Source organism: Streptomyces sp. BPTC-684 (assembly GCF_030028635.1).
GTDB classification, from domain to species: domain Bacteria; phylum Actinomycetota; class Actinomycetes; order Streptomycetales; family Streptomycetaceae; genus Streptomyces; species Streptomyces noboritoensis.
In genome coordinates this window covers 3775594-3794400 of the sequence record NZ_CP124863.1, presented here as the reverse complement: position 1 = coordinate 3794400, position 18807 = coordinate 3775594, and the positions used below count along the sequence as shown (strand labels likewise).

At 72.5% G+C, this 18807-nt stretch carries 16 protein-coding genes; 4 read left to right on the top strand and 12 right to left on the bottom strand.

Translation table 11 applies throughout. The features are described from left to right. Positions 1-543 precede the first annotated feature (543 nt). A complete protein-coding gene (locus QIY60_RS16845; RefSeq protein WP_283143190.1) occupies positions 544-2076 on the top strand; it encodes an oligopeptide:H+ symporter in 1533 nt (510 codons plus the stop codon). Positions 2077-2145: 69 nt separating this feature from the next. Here the strand turns inward: QIY60_RS16845 and QIY60_RS16840 are convergent, their stop codons facing one another. From QIY60_RS16840 to QIY60_RS16810, 7 genes are all read right to left on the bottom strand, one after another. Then, positions 2146-2499 carry a hypothetical protein gene (locus QIY60_RS16840; RefSeq protein ID WP_283143189.1) on the bottom strand — a complete coding sequence of 118 codons (354 nt, stop codon included), beginning with the start codon at positions 2497-2499 and terminating at the stop codon, positions 2146-2148. A 206-nt stretch (positions 2500-2705) separates the two neighbouring features. Beyond that, positions 2706-4067: a hypothetical protein gene (locus QIY60_RS16835; protein WP_283145975.1), complete on the bottom strand. Its 1362-nt coding sequence runs from the start codon at positions 4065-4067 to the stop codon at positions 2706-2708. A gap of 14 nt (positions 4068-4081) precedes the next feature. Further along, positions 4082-5155, bottom strand: a complete 1074-nt coding sequence (locus QIY60_RS16830; protein ID WP_283145974.1) for a hypothetical protein — start codon at positions 5153-5155, stop codon at positions 4082-4084. A 44-nt stretch (positions 5156-5199) separates the two neighbouring features. Beyond that, a complete protein-coding gene (locus QIY60_RS16825) occupies positions 5200-6132 on the bottom strand; it encodes a hypothetical protein (RefSeq protein WP_283143188.1) in 933 nt (310 codons plus the stop codon). Positions 6133-6219: 87 nt separating this feature from the next. Further along, the gene (locus QIY60_RS16820) at positions 6220-6864 is read right to left on the bottom strand and encodes a peptidase (RefSeq protein WP_283143187.1); all 645 of its coding nucleotides are present in this window, start codon (positions 6862-6864) and stop codon (positions 6220-6222) included. A 175-nt stretch (positions 6865-7039) separates the two neighbouring features. Then, on the bottom strand, positions 7040-7510 hold the full coding sequence (locus QIY60_RS16815) for an ATP-binding protein (RefSeq protein WP_283143186.1): 471 nt from the start codon (positions 7508-7510) through the stop codon (positions 7040-7042). A gap of 80 nt (positions 7511-7590) precedes the next feature. Continuing rightward, positions 7591-7959: an STAS domain-containing protein gene (locus QIY60_RS16810; RefSeq protein ID WP_283143185.1), complete on the bottom strand. Its 369-nt coding sequence runs from the start codon at positions 7957-7959 to the stop codon at positions 7591-7593. 393 nt (positions 7960-8352) lie between these two features. On the opposite strand from QIY60_RS16810, the gene QIY60_RS16805 reads away from it, so the two are divergent. The 3 genes from QIY60_RS16805 to QIY60_RS16795 all read left to right on the top strand — a co-directional run bounded on the left by QIY60_RS16805 (position 8353) and on the right by QIY60_RS16795 (position 12732). Further along, positions 8353-9201 carry an RNA polymerase sigma factor SigF gene (locus tag QIY60_RS16805; protein ID WP_283145973.1) on the top strand — a complete coding sequence of 283 codons (849 nt, stop codon included), beginning with the start codon at positions 8353-8355 and terminating at the stop codon, positions 9199-9201. Between the two features lie 170 nt (positions 9202-9371). Further along, entirely contained in the window at positions 9372-10517 is a 1146-nt protein-coding gene (locus QIY60_RS16800; RefSeq protein WP_283145972.1) for a DegT/DnrJ/EryC1/StrS family aminotransferase, read from the top strand. Further along, the gene (locus tag QIY60_RS16795) at positions 10510-12732 is read left to right on the top strand and encodes a lipopolysaccharide biosynthesis protein (protein ID WP_283143184.1); all 2223 of its coding nucleotides are present in this window, start codon (positions 10510-10512) and stop codon (positions 12730-12732) included. The genes QIY60_RS16800 and QIY60_RS16795 overlap by 8 nt, the downstream gene beginning before the upstream one ends. Before the next feature lie 139 nt (positions 12733-12871). On the opposite strand, the gene QIY60_RS16790 is transcribed toward QIY60_RS16795, so the two are convergent. The 5 genes from QIY60_RS16790 to QIY60_RS16770 form a co-directional block, all read right to left on the bottom strand. Then, positions 12872-13312, bottom strand: a complete 441-nt coding sequence (locus tag QIY60_RS16790) for a hypothetical protein (RefSeq protein ID WP_283143183.1) — start codon at positions 13310-13312, stop codon at positions 12872-12874. Positions 13313-13328: 16 nt separating this feature from the next. Beyond that, positions 13329-15251 (bottom strand): hypothetical protein, encoded by a 1923-nt coding sequence (locus tag QIY60_RS16785; protein WP_283143182.1) that lies wholly within the window; start codon positions 15249-15251, stop codon positions 13329-13331. 139 nt (positions 15252-15390) lie between these two features. After that, positions 15391-16203 carry a polysaccharide deacetylase family protein gene (locus QIY60_RS16780; RefSeq protein WP_283143181.1) on the bottom strand — a complete coding sequence of 271 codons (813 nt, stop codon included), beginning with the start codon at positions 16201-16203 and terminating at the stop codon, positions 15391-15393. Beyond that, complete coding sequence (locus QIY60_RS16775; RefSeq protein ID WP_283143180.1) at positions 16200-17504, bottom strand: glycosyltransferase family 2 protein; 1305 nt, start codon at positions 17502-17504, stop codon at positions 16200-16202. The genes QIY60_RS16780 and QIY60_RS16775 overlap by 4 nt, the downstream gene beginning before the upstream one ends. 103 nt (positions 17505-17607) lie before the next feature. Next, complete coding sequence (locus QIY60_RS16770; protein ID WP_283143179.1) at positions 17608-18705, bottom strand: GNAT family N-acetyltransferase; 1098 nt, start codon at positions 18703-18705, stop codon at positions 17608-17610. Positions 18706-18807 lie beyond the last annotated feature (102 nt).

The window sequence follows — 18807 nt, the reverse complement described above, 5'->3', positions numbered from 1 at the left end:
CCGTGGAACCCGTCAGGGACCGGCCGGGGTTGGGGGACACGTCCGTTCTTGATCGTCCCCTGATCGCCTCTTGATCGTCCGACGGCCGTTCCTTGATCGTCTTTTGCCCGTCCGCCCCTGCGGCTCTGGGATGCGATCCTGTTAACCACCTTCGAATGTGGGCAGATGGTTCCAGCGGCGCCTGTGATCCATCTCTCAAGTCCTTCCATATGCGGCCGTGTGGTGTCGTATGGTGTCTCAACGCCTTTAGCACTAACACGGGGACCTTTGGCCTGCTTGGCGCGCCAAGGGTCTCTTTTCTGCACAAGGACCGGAATTATCTATTCCGTTTCCGAAGACAGTGAATGACCTATGGGCCGGGCCCCGGGCGCGATGGTGCGCCCCGGGCGTGGATCCCGGTGGGTCCGTCCTCTCGCCTCCGTCACCCACGGAGCGAACCCCTCGGGCGTAGGGGTGGGACGGCTCCCCTGCCGGTGCCGGCCACCCCCACCGGGCGCGATCACCGCTCACGAAGCGCGCGTCCCGAGCAAGCAAGGATCGACCATGGCGTCCAGCCTGACGAAGGACTCGGCCAGCACCACCGGCTCCGAGAAGACCTTCTTCGGCCACCCCCGCGGCCTGGCCACTCTCTTCATGACCGAGATGTGGGAGCGCTTCTCCTACTACGGCATGAAGGCACTGCTCACCGTCTACCTGCTCTCCGGCGGCCCCGGTGCCGGCGAGGGGAGCATGGGCGGCGGTCTGGCCATGGACGTGGCCACCACCACGGTCATCGTCTCCGTCTACTCGGCGATGGTGTACCTGCTGGCCATGCCCGGCGGTTGGCTCGGCGACCGCGTCTGGGGGCCCCGCAAGACGGTGGCCATCGCGGCCGTCACGATCATGTCCGGCCACATCGTGCTGGCGCTGCCCGGCGGTCAGGCACCCTTCTTCGCGGGTCTGGCTCTGGTCGCGGCCGGTTCCGGTCTGCTCAAGGCCAACATCTCCACGATGGTCGGCCACCTGTACGACGGCCCGGACGACCCGCGCCGCGACGGCGGCTTCACGATCTTCTACATGGGCATCAACGCCGGTGCCTTCTTCGCGCCGCTGGCCATCGGCACCGTCGGCCAGAAGGTCAACTGGCACCTCGGCTTCAGCATGGCCGCGGTCGGCATGGCCATCGGTCTCGCCGCCTTCCTCATGGGCACCCGCAACCTGAGCCCGAAGAGCAACGTCGTTCCCAAGCCGCTGGCGGCCGAGGAGCGCACGGCCTTCCTGCGCAAGGGCATGATCTGGGTGGCCATCGCCGCCGTCTTCTACGGTGTCGTCGGCTTCACCGGCCACTTCACCCTGAACTGGGCGATGATCCCGCTCACGATCATCGGCCTGGTCGTCCCGGCGGGCGTGCTGCTGCGCATCAAGCGCGACAAGGACCTCTCGACCACCGAGCAGTCGAAGATGACCGGCTACATCTGGTTCTTCGTCGCGGCCGCCGTGTTCTGGATGATCTACGACCAGGGCGCGTCCACCGTCCAGGCATTCGGCGAGGGCAAGGCCGCCCACACGATGCTCGGCTTCAACTTCCCGACCTCCTGGTACCAGTCGCTGAACCCGCTGTTCATCATGGCGCTGGCCCCGGTCTTCGCCTGGATCTGGGTGTGGCTGAACCGCAAGGGCAACGAGCCGAGCAGCATCGTGAAGTTCACGATGGGCCTGGTGCTCATCGGCGTCTCGTTCTTCTTCTTCCTGATCCCGCTCGCCATGGCGGCGAACGGCACCGCGGTCAGCCCGATGTGGCTGGTGGGCATCTACTTCATCCAGACCGTGGGTGAGCTGTGCCTGTCGCCGGTCGGCCTGTCGGTCACGACGAAGATGGCCCCGGCCAAGTACGCCAGCCAGATGATGGGCGTGTGGTTCCTCGCGGTCACCGCCGGTGACTCCGTCGCCAGCCTGCTCTCGAACCCCGCCGTGTTCGGCGTCGACCTCAACGGCACCAGCGCCGTGGCGATCGAGGCCACCCTCGCCGTCCTCGCGGGTGTGGCGGTCTTCATGTACCGCAAGAAGGTCAAGGAGCACATGGGCACCGTCCGCTGACGCGCCCTCACAGCACGGGAACGGCCCGGTACGCATCGCGCGTACCGGGCCGTTCCCGTGTCCGGACCGCTACTTGGTCTGGACGCTGAAGCCGCGCAGGAAGTTCTTGAAGCCGCACTGCACCGTGGACTTCTGTCCGGGACCAACCCACGGGCCGTGCATCGTGTACGTCACCATGTGCTCCCGGGCCCCCTGGAGCTGGTCGCACTTGATCTCGACACGGTGCTGCGAGACGGTCTTGCTGCCGCCGCCACTGCACACGGAGTAGGCGTTCGGACGGCCTGCCCGGTCCATGTCGGCGTACGCCTTGCAGGTGTACTTCCCGGCCGCCTGAGCCGGAGCCGCGGTGATGAGCCCTGTGCCGCCCGCGCCCAACATGACGGCGAGCGCCCCTGCGGCAGCTTTGCTCCCCCAACGCATCATGTGCGTTCCTTTCCGTGCAATGAACCCGCAGCAAGGCAGTGGTCAAGCTTCCCAACTGCGGGTTCAGCAGTTTCGTCATGTCCGCCCTTCGCTCAGGCGAACATCACAAACCTTCCACGCAGATCATCTGGTTACAAGGTGCTACCTCAAGAACACGGGAAGTTTGAGGGGATCTGAGCTTCCCGAGATCGGCATGGCGGACGCTGTCACCCCCGCCCGCGCAACCGTCGCCACGGGGTGAAGGTGAAGACCGCGCCGCCGAGCAGTACGGCGGTCCCGGCGATGAGGCCGAGGGCGCGCAGGGCGCCGTGGTCGTTCGCGCCGGTCTCGGCGAGGCCGCCGGACGCGGCCGCGCCGCCGCCGGTGGCGGAGCCGCCGCCCGAGGACGTGCTGCCGCCCGACGTGCCGCCCTGCTGGGCCGTGGTGTCGAGCTCCAGGGACACGGGGGCCGTGCCCTTGACCGTGCAGGGGATGTTGATCTTCTGGCCGGCCAGGGTGACGTCGATCGTCAGGGTGCCGGGGCTGAGCGTCGACTTGCCACTCGCACCCGGCTTGTAGGTGCCGGTCATGTCGGAGAGGCTGACCGGGTCGCCGGTGTTCAGGGGGCCGGAGTTGGCCGGACCCGTCACCGTCACCGAGCCCTTGTCGGCGCCGCCGACGGTGATCTGCATGGAGGGCTTCAGCGCGCCCGCGGGGAGCGGGGCCGGGCTGTTCATGACGCCCTTGGCGGTCTTGACCGTGAGGTCGTAGCTCCCGCCGTTCTTCTTGGCGCCGATCGTCACCTTGGAGTTGATACTGGCCGGGCCGGGGGCCTTGCAGGCGAAGGTGACCGCGACTTCCTTGCCGGGGAAGTCGGTCTGGCCGCCGCTGCCGCCGGTGGTGCCACCGGCGGTGGTTCCGCCCGTGGTCGTGGTGCCGCCGGAGGTGGTGGTCCCGCCGCTCCCGGTCGTCCCGCCGGAGGTGGTGGTGCCGCCCGAGGCCGTGGTGCCGCCACTCCCGGTCGTCCCACCGGAAGCCGTCGTCCCGCCCGAAGCCCCCCCGCCGTCCGTCACCTTGATCGTCGCCCCGGCGCCGACCGTCTCCTTCGGGGAGCACTTGGTGTCCGTCGAGAGCGGCTTGCTGACGTTGATGTTGTACTTGTCCGGCGTCAGCGTGACGTCGCCCGCCTTGGTCAGCTTCAGCTTCGCCTTCATGTCGGGCAGGACCATCGGGCTGTTCTTGGGAATCGGCGGGTTCTGCCGCGGACCCTCCACCGCCAGGTCGGCGCTCTGCGCACCGGCCACCTTGACGGTGCCGGTCGGCTTCACGGTGTCCTTCTCCAGGTCGAGCACATCGGGGTTCTTGGACGCGGCCTGGACTGTCTTCCACACCACTTCGACCTCGTCGCCCACCTTCGCCTCGGCGGGCGCGGTGATCTGCACCTTGGTGGTGCCCTCGACGGGCGGCAGGCCGGAGATGGGGGGCGGGATGCACTCGGTGGCGTACGAGACCTCTGCCGCCCGAGCGGGCCCGGCGGCCAGAATGATTCCCGCGCCGCCGAGCATCAGCGCGACTCCGGCCGCGCTCATCCTCCGTTGCGTGGTCACGGATTTCCCTTCGTCGTGGGGGTGTTCGGACGGTTCTCGGTCGGTGCGGAGTCGGGGGTGAACCACGGCAGGGCCGTCGTGGTGGTCTTGGTCGTGGTGGTCGTGGTGCCGTTCGCCGTCGGCTGCGGGGCCGGTTCGGCGGCGGGCCTGCGTACGGGCCAACGGGGTCGGCCCCGGCGGCCGCGGTCGGTGCGGTCGCCGTCGGTCCGGCCACCGCCCGCGCGCCCCCGCCGCGCGTGCCCCGCCCCGCTCGGGCGGACCTTGTCCACCACCGCCATCCCGATGCGGAACACCGCCGCCGGGACGACCAGGCACAGCAGGATCCAGAAGAGCGTGACGCCCCACGGGCGGCCCACCCCCCACGGCTGGGTGGCGAGCACCTTCTGCCCGTACCTCACGGAGACCTGGTAGTCGCCGTGCGCGCCCGCCGACAGCTCGAAGCCCAGCCTGACCTCGGCCTTGCCGCCGGGCGCGATGGTGCCCTTCCACTGCCGGTCCTCCCACTGCGGCGCGAACACGCCGTGCGAGGTGCCCACTTGGAAGACCGGGTCCTTGACCGGGGCCGAGCCGAGGTTGCCGACGGTGACGACGAGCGCGCGCGAGGGCGGCGCCCCGAACCAGGTGAGGATCCCGCTGCTCCCGTCGAGCCGCGGCGCGGTCAGGACTCTCAGGCGCCCGGTGCCCGACTGCTCGGGCAGCGGCGCCACCGGATGGCCGGTGATCTTCAACTCGGCGTCCACCACGGCCTGTTCACCCGTCACCGTGGCGACGTGCACCACACAGGGGCAGGGCTTGGGCGGTGCGGCCACCGGCAGCGGCTTGCTGAAGGCGCCCTTGGCGTCGGTGGTCACCGCGCGCCCGTCGGCGTTGGCGCAGGAGTTGGTGCCGCCGATCACGCCCTGGCCGGGGGTGGACCGGCCGCAGACCAGCAGCATCAGGAGCGTGCCGGGCCGCCAGCCGGTGCCACTGGCGGTGATCTCGGTCCCTTTGGCCGCCTCCGGCCTGGAGAGCGTCACGACGGGCTTCGCGTCGTCAGCGGCCGCGGGCGGCGCCCACGCGAGCGGGAGCATCAGCAGTACGGCCGCGACCAGCGCCGCCACCTTCGTGCGCGGCTTCACGATGCTGCTCCCGTCGTCGCCAACTCACTTACGGGTTCGGTGACTTCAGGGCCGCCAGGGTCGGACCGGCGCCGCCGCCTCCGTATCCACAGCGCCGCGCCCACACCCGCCACCGCGCATCCCGCGCCCGCCACCGGGCCCCACGGCACGAACACCGCCGAGGCCGTCGCCTCGCTCCGGGCGGCCCCGGCCGCCGTCACCGTCAGGCGCACCTCGACGCGGTCGAGGGCGGGCGGGTGCCGCCACGGCTCGGTCAGCTCGACGCGCTGCCCGGGCAGCAGCTCCACCGGCAGCGCCCGGGCCGGGCGCCGCAGCGGCTGCCCGAAGAGCCCGTCGGCGTACACCGCAAGGCTCGGGGCGAGCGTCGTGTTGCCCCGGTTGACCAGGGCGTAACGGATGAGGGAGCGGCCCTTGTCGACGGTCACGTCCTCGACGGTGAGCGCGGGCAGGACCGGGCCCGCGACCCGCACCTGGACCCGTACCCCCGTCTCCCGGCCGCCGCCGGACGCGACGAGCGCCGCCGGGTGGTCGCCGGGCGCGGCGCCCGCCGGGACGGTGACCGCGAACGGCACGTCGGCCCGGGTGCGCGGCGGGATCCGCACCTCGGCCGAGGCGAGCGCGAGCCACGGGTCGGCGCCGGGGCGCACCGCGAAGGCGCCGGTGGAGGTGTTGTAGGCGGTGGCTCCGCGCAGCCGCAGGGTCAGCGGGCGCGCGGTGGGGTTGGTGAGCGAGAGCCGGTCCTCCAGTACGGAGCCGGGCGCGCCCTCCAGGTAGAAGTACGGTCGGCCGTCGCCGCTGGGCCGCGAGCCGCCGCCGGACGCGGGCGCGGCGGTCCACTCCCCGTCGGCGGCGCGCGCGGCGGGGACGGACAGGGCGGTCAGGGCCAGGGCCGCGGCGAACACGGCCAGGCGGATCGGTCGTGGCGGCATCGGCGGCTCCCCGTCGGGCGGTGCGGCTTGCGGCTTGCGGCTGGACGACTTACGGCTCGGAGCGCGCCCCGCGCCCCCGCGCCCCGGTCAGCCGTGCGCCCGGGCGCCGCGCCGGGTCAGCCACAGCACCCCGGCGGCTCCCGTGAGCAGGACCGTGCCGCCGAGCGTGCCGAGGGCCACGGCCGAGTCGAGCGCGCCCGTCTTCGGCAGCGACTCGGGCGCGGAGGTGCCGGTGACGTCCAGCGCGAGGGAGGGGCCGGGGCTGTTGCCCGGGGTACAGGTCGTGGTGGTGCCCAGCGCCTTGATGGTGAGGATCGAGGCGGTGAAGGTGACCTTGCCGGACGCCTTCGGTGTGTACGTACCGCTCAAGTCACTGATCTTGATGGGGGTGTTGGCGGGGATCTCGGCCGAGTTGGCCGGTCCGGACACCGCCACCGTGCCCTTGTCGGGGCCGCCGAGCTTGATGACCGCGCTCGGGTTCATCGCCCCGGCGCCCAGCGCCACCGGGCTGGAGGAGACGCCCTTCTGGAACGACATGGTCAGCTTGTAGGCGCTGCCGCTCTTGACGGCCTTGATGTCGATGGGCGACACCGCGGCCTTCGGGCCGATCGGCGTCTCGCACTTGTAGTTGACGTCCACGACGTCGGCGTGGGCGGCCGGGGCGGCCATCAGCACCACCGGGCCCGCCAGGGCAGCCGCAAGGGCGAGTGCTGTCCGCTTCTGGTACGACACGTACGACACCTCGAATTTCCCTCGTTCCCGAGGCCGTTCACGTTACTGACGGCACATCAGATTGGGCGTCAAGGTACGCCGGGGACCTTGGAGAGGGAAGACACACAACGCAAGCGATGAAGGACGCGAGTGACACGAGTGCCCTGCGCGGCCGTCCGATGGGTGCGGGGGCGCCCTACGCGGGCGCGGCGAGCTCCGCCCAGACCGTCTTGCCGGGCACTCCGGGCGCACGGACGACCCCCCAGTCCAGACAGAGCCGCTGGACGATGAACATGCCGTGGCCGCCGGGGCGCCCGGCGCGGTGCGGGGTGCGGGGCGCGGGCTGGCCGGAGCCGCGGTCGGTGACCTCCAGGCGGAGCACCTTGGGGGTGCAGGCGACGCGCAGCTGCTCGGGGCCTTCGGCGTGCAGACAGGCGTTGGTGACCAGCTCGGAGACCACGAGCAGGACGTCCTCGGCGGCCGCGCGCCGGTCGGCGGTGGCGGCCGGGAGCCAGCCCCACTCGTGCAGTGCCTGGCGGGTGAAGTCGCGCGCCAGCGGGACGATGCCGCTGGCTCCGTACAGGGCGAGGACGCGCGAGGCCGCGGCCGGAGCTCCGTCCGGCTCGGGGCCGCGGTCGCCCGGCTGATGCTGCCGGGTGGTGCTCATCAGCGCTTCACCTCACCGATTCACCGAACGCCTGGTTCGCCAACGTCTTGAGTCTGGTCTCCTGCCCCGCCGGAGCGGGGTCAGTCGTCCAGTGCGGCTTCGAGCGAATCATGCACGGTGAAGACCGCTTCCGCTCCGGTGATCTCGAAGACGCGGGCCACCACGGGGAGCATCCCCGCCAGATGGACCCCGCCGCCGGCGGCCTCGGCCTTCAGCCGGGCGCCAAGCAGCACGTTCAGTCCGGTGGAATCACAGAACTCCAGTCGGGAGCAGTCGACGACCAGCCGGCTGCGGCCCGCCTCGACCGCGTTCTCCAGCGGTTCGCTGAGCAGGTCGGCCGTGTGGTGGTCCAGCTCGCCCACGGGCGTGAAGATCTCGCTGCGGCCGTGCGAGCGGACGCCGACCTTGAGCCGGCCCCGATTCGCGCTGCCGACCGTGCCGCGGTCCATGCCCGTCCCTCTTCGCCGTGATGTCGCCGTGCCGCACCGTGACCGCTGCGGCAGTGGTTCGCGTCGCCCGTTCCGGTGCGGAAACCGTGCTCCCCGTCACAAGTGATGCACCTCTCCGCATACGTCACCGAACACGGCTCCGTACACGCGGACTCCCCGAGAACACTACGCCTTCCCTACGCGCCCCGGAAGTCGAACACCGTCCCGAAACGGGCATATACGGACAATGCGACCTTGCGGCGGTACGACGAAAGCGGGTAGGGGTAGTAGGGACAGCTTTTCACCACGACCGGCCATGGAGGCGCCGCACACCGATTCGCCACGTATGGGCATCGGCAGCCATATGCCGAGAACGATGGAGGAGACCCCATGTCACCCCGGCTCGACGAATCCATGGATGCGTCGGCAACGCACGTACCGCACACCCCGATCGAGGGACTCGACGATCTCCCGGAGATCCCTCCCTACGAAGACATCGCGCCGCTGGACGCGCGGGCCCTGTCGAAGACGCTCTTCGCCCGGCTCGACTCCCTCGAAGAGGGCACCCACGCGTACTCCTACGTACGCAACACGCTCGTCGAACTGAACCTGGCGCTGGTCAAGTTCGCCGCCTCCCGCTTCCGCTCGCGCAGCGAGCCGATGGAGGACATCATCCAGGTCGGCACCATCGGCCTGATCAAGGCGATCGACCGGTTCGAGCACGACCGGGGCGTGGAGTTCCCGACCTTCGCCATGCCGACCATCGTCGGCGAGATCAAGCGCTTCTTCCGCGACACCTCCTGGTCGGTCCGGGTGCCCCGGCGCCTCCAGGAGCTCCGCCTCGACCTGGCCAAGGCGGGCGACGAACTCGCCCAGCAACTCGACCGCGCACCGACGGTGGGCGAGCTCGCCGAGCGCCTGGGCATCACCAAGGACGAGGTCGTCGAAGGGATGGCGGCGAGCAACGCGTACACCGCGAGCTCGCTGGACGCCCAGCCCGAGGAGGACGACACCGAGGGCGCGCTCTCGGACCGGATCGGCTACGAGGACCACGACCTCGAAGGCGTCGAGTACATCGAGTCGCTCAAGCCGCTGATCGCCGAACTCCCGCCCCGGGACCGGAAGATCCTGTCGCTGCGGTTCGTCGCCAACATGACGCAGTCCGAGATCGGCGAGGAGCTCGGCATCTCCCAGATGCACGTCTCCCGGCTGCTCGCGCGCACCCTGTCGCGGCTGCGCAAGGGGCTGACGCTCGAAGAGTGAGACACGCGGTGAGGCACGCCTGTGCGAGGGCCCGTTCCTTATGGGGACGGGCCCGCCGCGTTGTTGACGAACAGTGCGGTCTGGGTCACATTGAGCGCGGGGCAAACCGGGGGGTCTGGGGGGTAATCATGCCGTACGAGACCACGTCGTGCTCGACGCTCGAAGCGACCATGCGGGACCGGCTCGGGCGGGAGTGCCTTTACCTGCCGTCCTGCCGGCTCGCGCTGTACGTGGCGCTGCGCCACTGGTGCGCGCCCGGCGGCCGGGTCCTGATGTCACCCGTCAACGACGACGTCATCTTCTTCGTGGTGCTGGCTGCCGGGCTGCGGCCCGTGCAGGCGCCGCTCGACCCGCACGACGGCTCGATCGACCTCGCCGCCGTGCCCGAGGAGACCTGGTCCGGCCTGTCGGCGGTGCTCACCACCAATCTGTACGGGAACCCGGACCCGGCGCCCGAACTGCGCGCCAGGTGTGACCGTTTGGGCATCCCGCTCATCGAGGACGCGGCGCACGCCATCGGGAGCGAGGTGGCGGGGCAGGCGGTCGGCACGTTCGGCGACGCGGCCGTCTTCTCCCTCTCCAAGCACACCGCCGCCAAGGCGGGCGGCTTCCTCGCCGTCGCCGACCCGGGACTGCGCGAGGCCCTGGCCAAGGCCCGCGACGAACTCCTCGACCCGCCCCGGCGCACGGCCGAACTCGCCTACTGGGTCCGGCCGTACGCGGAGGCGACGGTGCGCGGACTGCGGCTCGCGCCCGCCGCCTGGGCGGTGCTGCGGATGCTCGGCCTCCAGGAGCGCGAGGACATCCGGATGGCGCTCAGACCCGACGAGCTGAGCCGGGCCGTCGCCGCCGCGCCCTCCCTGAGTGACTTCCACTCCTGGGTACGGGTGGACATGCACGACTACCGCACCGGCGCGGGCGGCCTCAGACGCGCCCGGATCGAGCGCAAGCTGGGCCGCCTGGACGCGGTGCTCGCCCGGCACCGGGCCGGGGCCGAGCGGCTGCTCGCCAGCGAGTGGGCGCGGCCGGGGCCCGGTCCCGTACAGCCGCTGTTCCGGGTGCCGCTGCTGGTCGAGGACCGGGACGCGGCCCGGGCGGCGCTCGCCGAGGCGCGGGTGAGCGTCGGCTACCTCTACGACCCGCCGCTCGACGACTACGCGGGCACCGGCTTCACCGACCCCTCGCCCGCCCCCGAGGCCGGGCGCTGGTTCGCGCGGCACGCCCTGCCCGTCGACCCGCTGAAGGCCGAGCTGTCGCTGCGGGTCCTCCAGGAGTCGGGGGCCCGGCCCGCGAGTGGCGGGCCCGCCGGTGTCTGACACCACGTCCGACGCGCGCAGGGCCGTCGACGGGGGCGAGGGGCCGGTCGCGGCCGGTTCCACGGGGGCGCCCGGCGGGCCCCAGGACGCCCCGCCGACGGCCGGTGACGGCGGCGGTGACTCGATGTTCCGCAACGCCTACGCCCTGATGCTCTCCACGGCCGTCTCCGCCTCACTCGGCCTGGGCTTCTGGCTGGTCGCGGCCCGCTACTACAGCGAGGAGGCGGTCGGCCAGGGCTCCGCCGCCATCGCCGCGATGCGGCTGCTCGCCTCGATCACCGCCACCACCATGATCGGCGCCGTGGTGCGCTACGTGCCGCGCGCGGGCCGGGCGACCGGGCCGCTGGTGGTGCGGGCGTACGTGGTGAGCACCGTGGTGGTGGCCGTGGCGAGCACCGGCTTCCTGTTCACGCTGCCGCTGTGGGGCGCCTCGTACGAACCGCTCGGCGGGCTCGCCTCCGGGGCGGTCTTCGTGCTCGCCTCGGTCGCCTGGGCGGTGCTGACCCTCCAGGACGGGGTGCTCACCGGGCTGCGCAAGGCGGTCTGGGTGCCGGTCGGCAACGCGGTGTTCTCCCTTGGCAAGCTGCTGCTTCTGGCCGGCTTCGCCGCCTTCACCCTGGGCGTCTTCCTCTCCTGGGCGGCGGCGATGGTCCTGTCGATCCTGCCGCTCGGCTGGCTGATCTTCCGCAGGCTGATCCCGGCCCAGGCGGCCGCCGACCGCGACCGGCCGGTGCCCCAGATGCGCGAGATCGGGCGCTTCCTGGCGGGCGACTCGGTCGGCGCGCTCTTCTCGCTGGCGATGATCAATCTGCTGCCGGTGATGGTCGCGGTCCGCTTCGACGCCGCGCAGAACGGATTCTTCTATATCGCGTACACGGTCGGCGGGACCATGGAGTTCATGGCCATCAACATGGCCTCCTCGCTCACCGCGCACGCCTCGCACAGCCCGGACCGGCTCGCCGACGGCGTACGGGGGGCGCTGCGCCGCATGGCGCTGCTGCTCGTCCCGGTCGTCCTGCTGCTGATCGTCTTCGCCCGGCAGATCCTCGCCCCGTTCGGCGCGGACTACGCCGAGCACGGCACGCTGGTCCTCCGGCTGCTCGCCGCCGCCGCGCTGCCCCGGGTCGCCGTCGAGCTCTACATCGGGGTGCTGCGCGTCCAGGGCCGCACCGGCGTCCTCGCCCTGCTCCAGGGCGCCATGTGCACCCTGGTCCTGGGCAGCGCGGCGGTGCTGCTCGGCACCGCTGGCATCGAGGGCGCGGGCTGGGCGGTGCTGGTGTCGATGTGCGGCATGGCGCTCGTCTCGGCGCCGGGGCTGCGCGCGGCCCTCGCCGGACGCGCCACCGTCCGTACGCCCCGCAGGCCCCGCAAGCGCGGCCCCGAGGAGTACGGCACGAGCTGGGCCCGCGACGCGGCGCTCGCCCGGGCCGAGGAGGCCAAGGGGTACGGGACGCGCTGGACCACCCAGACCGCGTACCTCAGCGGCGGCCTGGAGACCGGGACCCCGGCGCTCGGCATCCCGGTGTACGTGCCCGGTGGCGCGGCCGGGAGCGGGCCGGGCGGGGCGACCGCGACCACGCTGCACCTGCGGACCGTACGGCCGGGCGAGCCGGAGCCCGACGACGAGTCGCTGCTCACCGTCGTGCTGTGGCTGCTGCTCGGGCTGGCGGCGGGCCTGTTCTGGGTGCCGTTGTCGCGGGCCGAGGACGCCAGGAACGCGGCGTCGGACCACGTCGACGGCACCGGCCTCATCTCGGCGCTGCCGCCCGTCTCGCTCACCGCCGGGGTGCTCCTGATCGTGGTGTGCAGCGCGGCCGTCTCGCTCTACCGGGCCCGGCCCGCCCTGCTCGCCGCCGGGCTCGGGGTGACGGTGGCCGCCCTGCACACCGCGCCGCTGATCCTCGGGGTGAAGCCGGACCCGCTGGCGGGGCCGTGGCACGGCGCGCTGACGCGGATGCTGGCGGAGGTGGGCGGGCTGGGCTCGCCCGCCGGGGCCGAGCGCTCTCTGCCGATCGCCCTCCAGGTGCTCTGCCTGGCCCTGGTCGCGCTGACGCTGATCGCGCTGGGCACGCACTGGCGGCTGACGTCGGTGGTGGTGTGGGTGCTGGCGGTGGCCGGGTGGGCGTGGCAGTCCGCGTTCGCCCAGGCGGCGATGCCGGTTTTCGCGGGGCTGTGCTTGGCGGCGGGTGCAGCGCTGCTGCGACGGGCTGCCTGACTTCGACTGCGGACCGTCTGTGGCTGGTCGCGCAGTTCCCCGCGCCCCTTTTTGGCCCGGTGTTCGTCTGCGGGCCGGTGGGGGTTGCTCGCGCAGTTCCCCGCGCCCCTAGAAGCGGGGATGCCGCGCAGCGGCATTTTCAGGGGCGCGGGGAACTGCGCGACCGGCCACAGACGGTCCGCAGACGAACCCCGGGCCCAGAACGTCGTGGGCGTTCCGCCGCCCCCCGCGTCGCAGCCGGTAGCGGCAGGCCGGGGAACGCGGACGCCAGCGTCGCGAAGGCGGCCAGTGATACCAGGAACGCGGTCGCCGAGAAGCCCCTCACCAGGAACAGGCAGGTCGACACCAGCGCCCCCAGCGAGAGGCTGAGCGGTGCCGCGAGCGCCAGCGCCTCCAGGCGGGCGCCGGGGCGCAGCATGTCCGGCTGCGGGTAGAGCAGCGCGAAGCCGGGGCCGAAGCAGACGAACAGGAGCACCGGGATCCAGCGCGCCGGCGTGCCGTCCGGCAGCAGGGTCGCGGCCAGCGCCACCCAGCCGGAGAGCGCCAGGGCGACACGGATGCGGTTCTGGGCGAGGGTCACGGCGGGTTCACTCCGATCAGCGGAGGGGAGTAGTGGGCGGCTGGTAGCGCAGGACCGTTCCGTACGCGTTGCGGTCGATCACCCGGAACCGCGGCGACGCCGACAGCTTCGCCGTCAGCTCCGCGAACCCGCCGGCGGGCAGCAGCCCCTCGCCCGCGGTGTAGACGTCCTGCGTGTGCGTGAGCAGCACGAACGCCGGTCTGCCGTCCTTGGGCAACCCCGGCTCCAGGAAACCGGCCGGGTCCTTGAGCATCCTGATGTTGTCCGGCAGCGCCTGCTCCACGAAGAACCAGTGCTCCAGCTGGTCGTAGCGGTGCAGCGCCATCGGGAAGGAACCGGTGGCGGCGAGGATCAGCGAGTCGCGCGGGGCCCGGTCGATCACCTTGGTCACCAGCGCGGTCTCGGCGGGCGGGGTGTAGTACATCCGCTCCTTGCCGTAGTACGCGGGCAGGAACCCGGCGACGAGGGCGAGCAGCACCGCGGGCAGCGCCACCGCCGAGATCCGCCGCCGCACCACGGGTGCGACGCCGAAGTACCCCGGCTCCCTGGCCCCGCCCGGCGCGGGCACCAGCGCGGCCGCGGCGAAGAACGCGGCGCCCGGCAGCCCGAACAGATAGACCCGGAAGAGCATTTCGCCGCCGTAGTCGTTGATCGCGAACATCGGTACGGGCGCGATCGAGACGAGCAGCAGCGGCAGCGCGCTCCTGAGCAGCTTGCGCCGGGTCAGCACGGCGAAGGCGGCGAGCGCGGCCACCACCAGGACCATCACGATGTCCGCCCGGCCCTGGAGGACGGGCCCGGGCCCGGTGAGCTCGCCCGCGTACCCCGCCCGCGAGTTGTTGAGGAGGTTGCCCGCGGACTCCTTGAGCGAGTCCAGGGTCTCCACGAACAGCGGGCGGCCCATCGTGAGGTCCCAGACGAGCATGATCAGGCCGGTGACGACGAGCAGACCGGGGTTGCGGTAGCGGCGGGTGAGGTTGAGCGCGAACAGGGAGACGCAGAGCATCACCGGCGTGAGCTGGTGGGTGAAGTTGATGGCGGCGATCAGCGGGGCGAGGATCACCACGCAGACCGCGCGCTGGCGGGCCGTCGTCGGCGGCGGCACGGAGGCGGCCGCCGGATCCAGGTGGGCGCGCGAGCGCAGGTTCCCGGCCGAGCCCGGGCGCACGAAGTGGCGCAGCACCACGGCGAGCACGGACAGGTGCAGGATCAGCGCCAGGCCCTGCGGCGAGAAGTAGTCCTGGCCCACCCAGTTGGCGACCTCGAAGATCCAGACGCCGGTCCACACCAGCCGCCAGTCCTCGGCGAAGGTGCGGTAGACCAGCACCAGGACGGGGATGAGGACCATCCCGTAGAAGAGGGCCGCCCAGTTCAGGTACGACTGGGTGGTCTCCACGCCGAACGCGCGCACCAGCGCCGAGTTGAGGGTGAAGAAGCCGGGCCACTGGTCGTAGGCGGCCATGTTGCCCGAGAGCGGGGTGCCCGGCCGCAGCTCCTGGTTGGCCAGCAGGTGGGTGACGACGGCGTCGTGCTTGGAGGCCCACGGGTAGCGCACCGAGTCGTAGAGGATCGCGGTGGGCGCCTTGAGGGCGAAGAGCAGGGCGACGCTGTAGAGGCCGGGCCACCAGGGCGCGGTGCCGGCCCGGCGCAGGCTCACGACGAACCCGGCGGTGAGCACCACGAGGGAGAGGAAGAAGGCGGCGGGCAGCTGGTCGAGCAGGCCCCAGTCGCCCATGTGCCGGTAGTCGATGCGCGGCAGCGCGTACAGCCACAGGGCGGTCGCGAGGACCAGCGGGAGCCAGGTGAACAGTGTCTGAGGCTCGATCAGATCCGGTAGACCGCGCTTCGGGACGCGCGCGGCCTCTCCCTCCTCGCCGGCGCCGCTCTCCGGTGGCAGCCCGCTGCTTCCGGTCGCCGGCGCGGGCACGCGTTGCTGCACAGTGCGACTCCCCCCACGGATGTGGTGCGCGGCCGTCACGCCGCCGTCCCCTGGCTGTCCCTTCAGCGAAGTATAGGAACCCGCTTCGCCTTTGTGATGCTGTCGTACGGTCCCCGCCCGGGCGTTCGCGCCGGGCCGCTCACCCCGCGAAGACCGGGCCGCGCACGGCCGCCCGCGCCCTGCGGTAGAGCCGCCAGCCCACGGTCGCCGCCGAGTCCCGGTAGGGCGCGATACGGGCCCCGGCGCCGCCCATCCAGGCCTCGACGTCGGCCGCGGTGTGGCCGCGGCGGACGATCAGACGGGCGATGCGGTACGCGTCGTCGGCGTCCGAGCTCAGCGCGTGCCGCACCGCGACCGCGCTCCCGTACCCGGCGGCGCGGGCGGCCCGGCGCACGGCGCCGCTGTTGTAGCCGTGCGGATACGCGAGGTGGGCCACCTCGTGGCCGAGCGCGTCCTCCAACACGGCCTTGGAGTCGGCCAGTTCGCGCCGCAGGGCCTTCGGGGTGAGCGTGTCGAGCTGGGGGTGCGAGACCGTGTGGCCGCCGATCTCCATCCCGTACTGCTCCAGGAGCTTCGCCTGGTCCAGGGTCATCATCGGCGCCGGGGGCAGCAGCGAGCGGCCGCCGGGGGCGAGGGCGCCGGTGGTGAGGTACGCGGTCGCGGGCAGCCCTCGTGCGGCGAGTGCTTCGGCGGTGGGCCCCGGCAGATCCGCGAACCCGTCGTCGAAGGTCAGCGCGACGGGCCTGGGCGGCAGCGGCGCCCGCCCCGCGAAGTGGTCGGCGAGGGCGCCGACGGTGACCGGGGTGCGCCCACTGGCCGCGATCGCGTCGAGGTGCGCGGCGAACTGCCGTGGCGTAACGGTGAATTCGGCGATCCAGGCGGGCGGGTCGTCCATGACGGCGTGGTAGAGGAGGACGGGGACGGCGTCCCGGCCGCCCGAAGGTGTGGTCATCCCGCCGCCTCCCAGGGCCGCCGCAGCCCGCGCACCCGGTGCCGGGCCCGCAGATAGCCGAGCGGGCCGTACAGCATGCCCCGGCGCTCCAGGCGGGACAGGCCGCGCGGCCACGGGTAGTCCTGGGCGCCGTGCTCGCCCGGCACCGACTGCGCGCCCGCGTCCCGGTGGGCGCTGATGGCGCGGGCGTGGGCGAGGCCGCGCGGCAGCCGGGCGAGCAGCGCGGGCAGCAGGGCGGGGCGGCGCACCAGGAGCGCGGTGAGGTAGGCGGTGAGCCCGGCGCCGTACCCGTACGCCTGGTTCTCCAGGTCCTGCCAGGTCTCGCGGTGGTGGTGCCAGACCAGCGCCTCGGGCGTGTAGCCGAGCCGGTGCCCGGCGACCACCACGCGCGCGAACGCGTACAGGTCGTCGCCGCCCCGGGCCGGGGTCCCGGTGCCGGTCGCCGGGTCGAAGCCGCCGACGGCGCGCAGCGCGTCGGCCCGGAAGGCCATGTTGGCGCCGGAGCCGAACCGGCCCGCGGTGAACGGGAACAGCGGCTCGTCGGCGGGCGGCCGGGCCGGGTCGAAGCAGCGCGGCGCGAAGCCCTTGGTGAACCCGCCGTGGCTCTCCAGGAGGATCTGCGCGGGCGTGCGCAGCCGGGCGGGCAGGATCAGCCCGGTCGTACAGCCGAGTCCCGGGTCGGCGGCGAAGGGCGCGGCGAGCGCGCTCAGCCAGCGCGGGTCGGCGACCACGTCGTCGTCGGTGAACGCCAGAATCGTTCCCTCGGCCACGGCGACGCCCCGGTTGTGGGCGGCGGCGAGGCCCGGCACGGGCTCGCGGACGTACCGCACGCCGTGCGCCGCGTAGCTCCCCTCGACGAGCTCGCGGGTCTGGGCGGTCACCGGGTTGTTGTCGACGACCACGATCTCGTAGTCGGGGTGGTCCTGGCGGAGCAGCGAGTCCAGCGCCCGCGCGAGCTGTCCGGCCCGCTCGCGGGTGGCGACGACGACGCTGGCGCGCGGCGGCCGCACCGGTGACGCGGACCGCTCGTCCGGCGGCACATGACCCGCGAGCTGCTTGCGGGCGGCGGCGGCCAGCACCTCGGCGGCGTCGTCACCGGGTCCGACCCGGCCGATCACCGTGCCGACCGGGCGGCCCCTGAGTCGGACGAGGACGTACACCTCGCCCTCCCCCACGGGCGGCGCGCCGGGCGCGGGGGTCAGCGAGAGCACCCCGCCGTCGAGCCCGTCGAGGTCCAGCTCCCCGACGCCGATGCCGCCCTGGACGCCCTGCTCCCGGACGAGCCCCTCGGCTTCCGGCATGGGTGACGCCTGTGCTCTGTGTGCGTGTGCCGTACGACGTGACATGCGACTCCCCCGTGATCTTCCGGGTGGTGCGGTGCTGCGGGTGGTGCGGCGGGCGGGTCTAGCGCCCGCCTCGCAGACGGCCCGCCTGTTTCAGCGCGCGCCGGCCGAACGCGGCGAGCGCGGGCCGCTCCCGTACGAACCCGTGCGCGCGGCGGGACGGCTCGCGGCCCAGCCAGTGCAGTGCGGCCCCGGCCCCCGGCCGCACCGACGCGCCCTCGTACACCGGGATCTCCCCGGTCTTCAGGGCGTCCTTGTACTCGGCGGCCCCCCGCCCCAGGTCAAGGACCCCGATCCCGGCGGCGGCCGCCGCCTCGGCCATCCGCAGATGCAGGACGAGCCCGGGCGAGTACTTGGCGAACTCCGGGTCGTACGAAGGGAACCAGCACGACAGGACCGTGCGCGAGCGCAGCCCGAAGTGGGCGGCGACCGGGCGGTCCGCCGCGTAGAGGACGGACAGGACGCCGGAGCAGCCGGGCGCGCCGGTGTGCGCGAGGTAGCGCACCAGGGTGCTGATCCAGTCCTGTGCGAACCGGTCGCGGCGGCCGGTGCGGCGGTACTGCGCGGACTTCCACGCCATGAGCTGCCGCAGCGCCGCCGGATCCCGCTCGTCGAAGACGAACCGCACCTCGCCCGCCTGCCGCCCGAGCTTGCGCTCCTTGGCTGTGGTGGTGCGGAAGAACTTGGGCGAGCGCTCGCGCAGCCCGCTCTCGTACGCCTCGTACCCCGCGCCGACGTCGACGACGAAGGAGGGGTAAGAGTCGGCCGCGCCCGGGACGAACAGCTCCTGCCCGGCCTCCAGGTTGTCGAACTCCCAGACGGAGAGGGAGCAGGCCCGCAGCAACTCCCTTGCGTCCAGGTCGAGTTCGGGCCGGGCGACGATCCCCTGGCAGTCGGACACGCCGAACCCGATGGCCCGCCCGCGCCCGAACCGGCCCTTCTCGAAGGGGAGGAAGGCGGCGACCTCACCCCCCTCCTGGACCACCGCGACCCGCACCGAGGGCCGCACATGGGCGACGGCGAGGGTGAACTCGGGCTCCATGAAAGGGTTCGCGGGCGCGCCCGACTTCGCCCGTATCTCACGCCAGACGTCCAGCTCACCGGCGTTCAGCTCACCGGGTCTGACCACCCGGATCCGGCCATCGCGCGCACTGCTCAACTCGACCCCCCGGTCTCCCCCTGAGCACGTGCCAAGGACGGTACCGGTGGAAATGTCGGGAGGGTAGCCGGTCGGCCGGTCTTGTGACCGTACGGTGAAGGT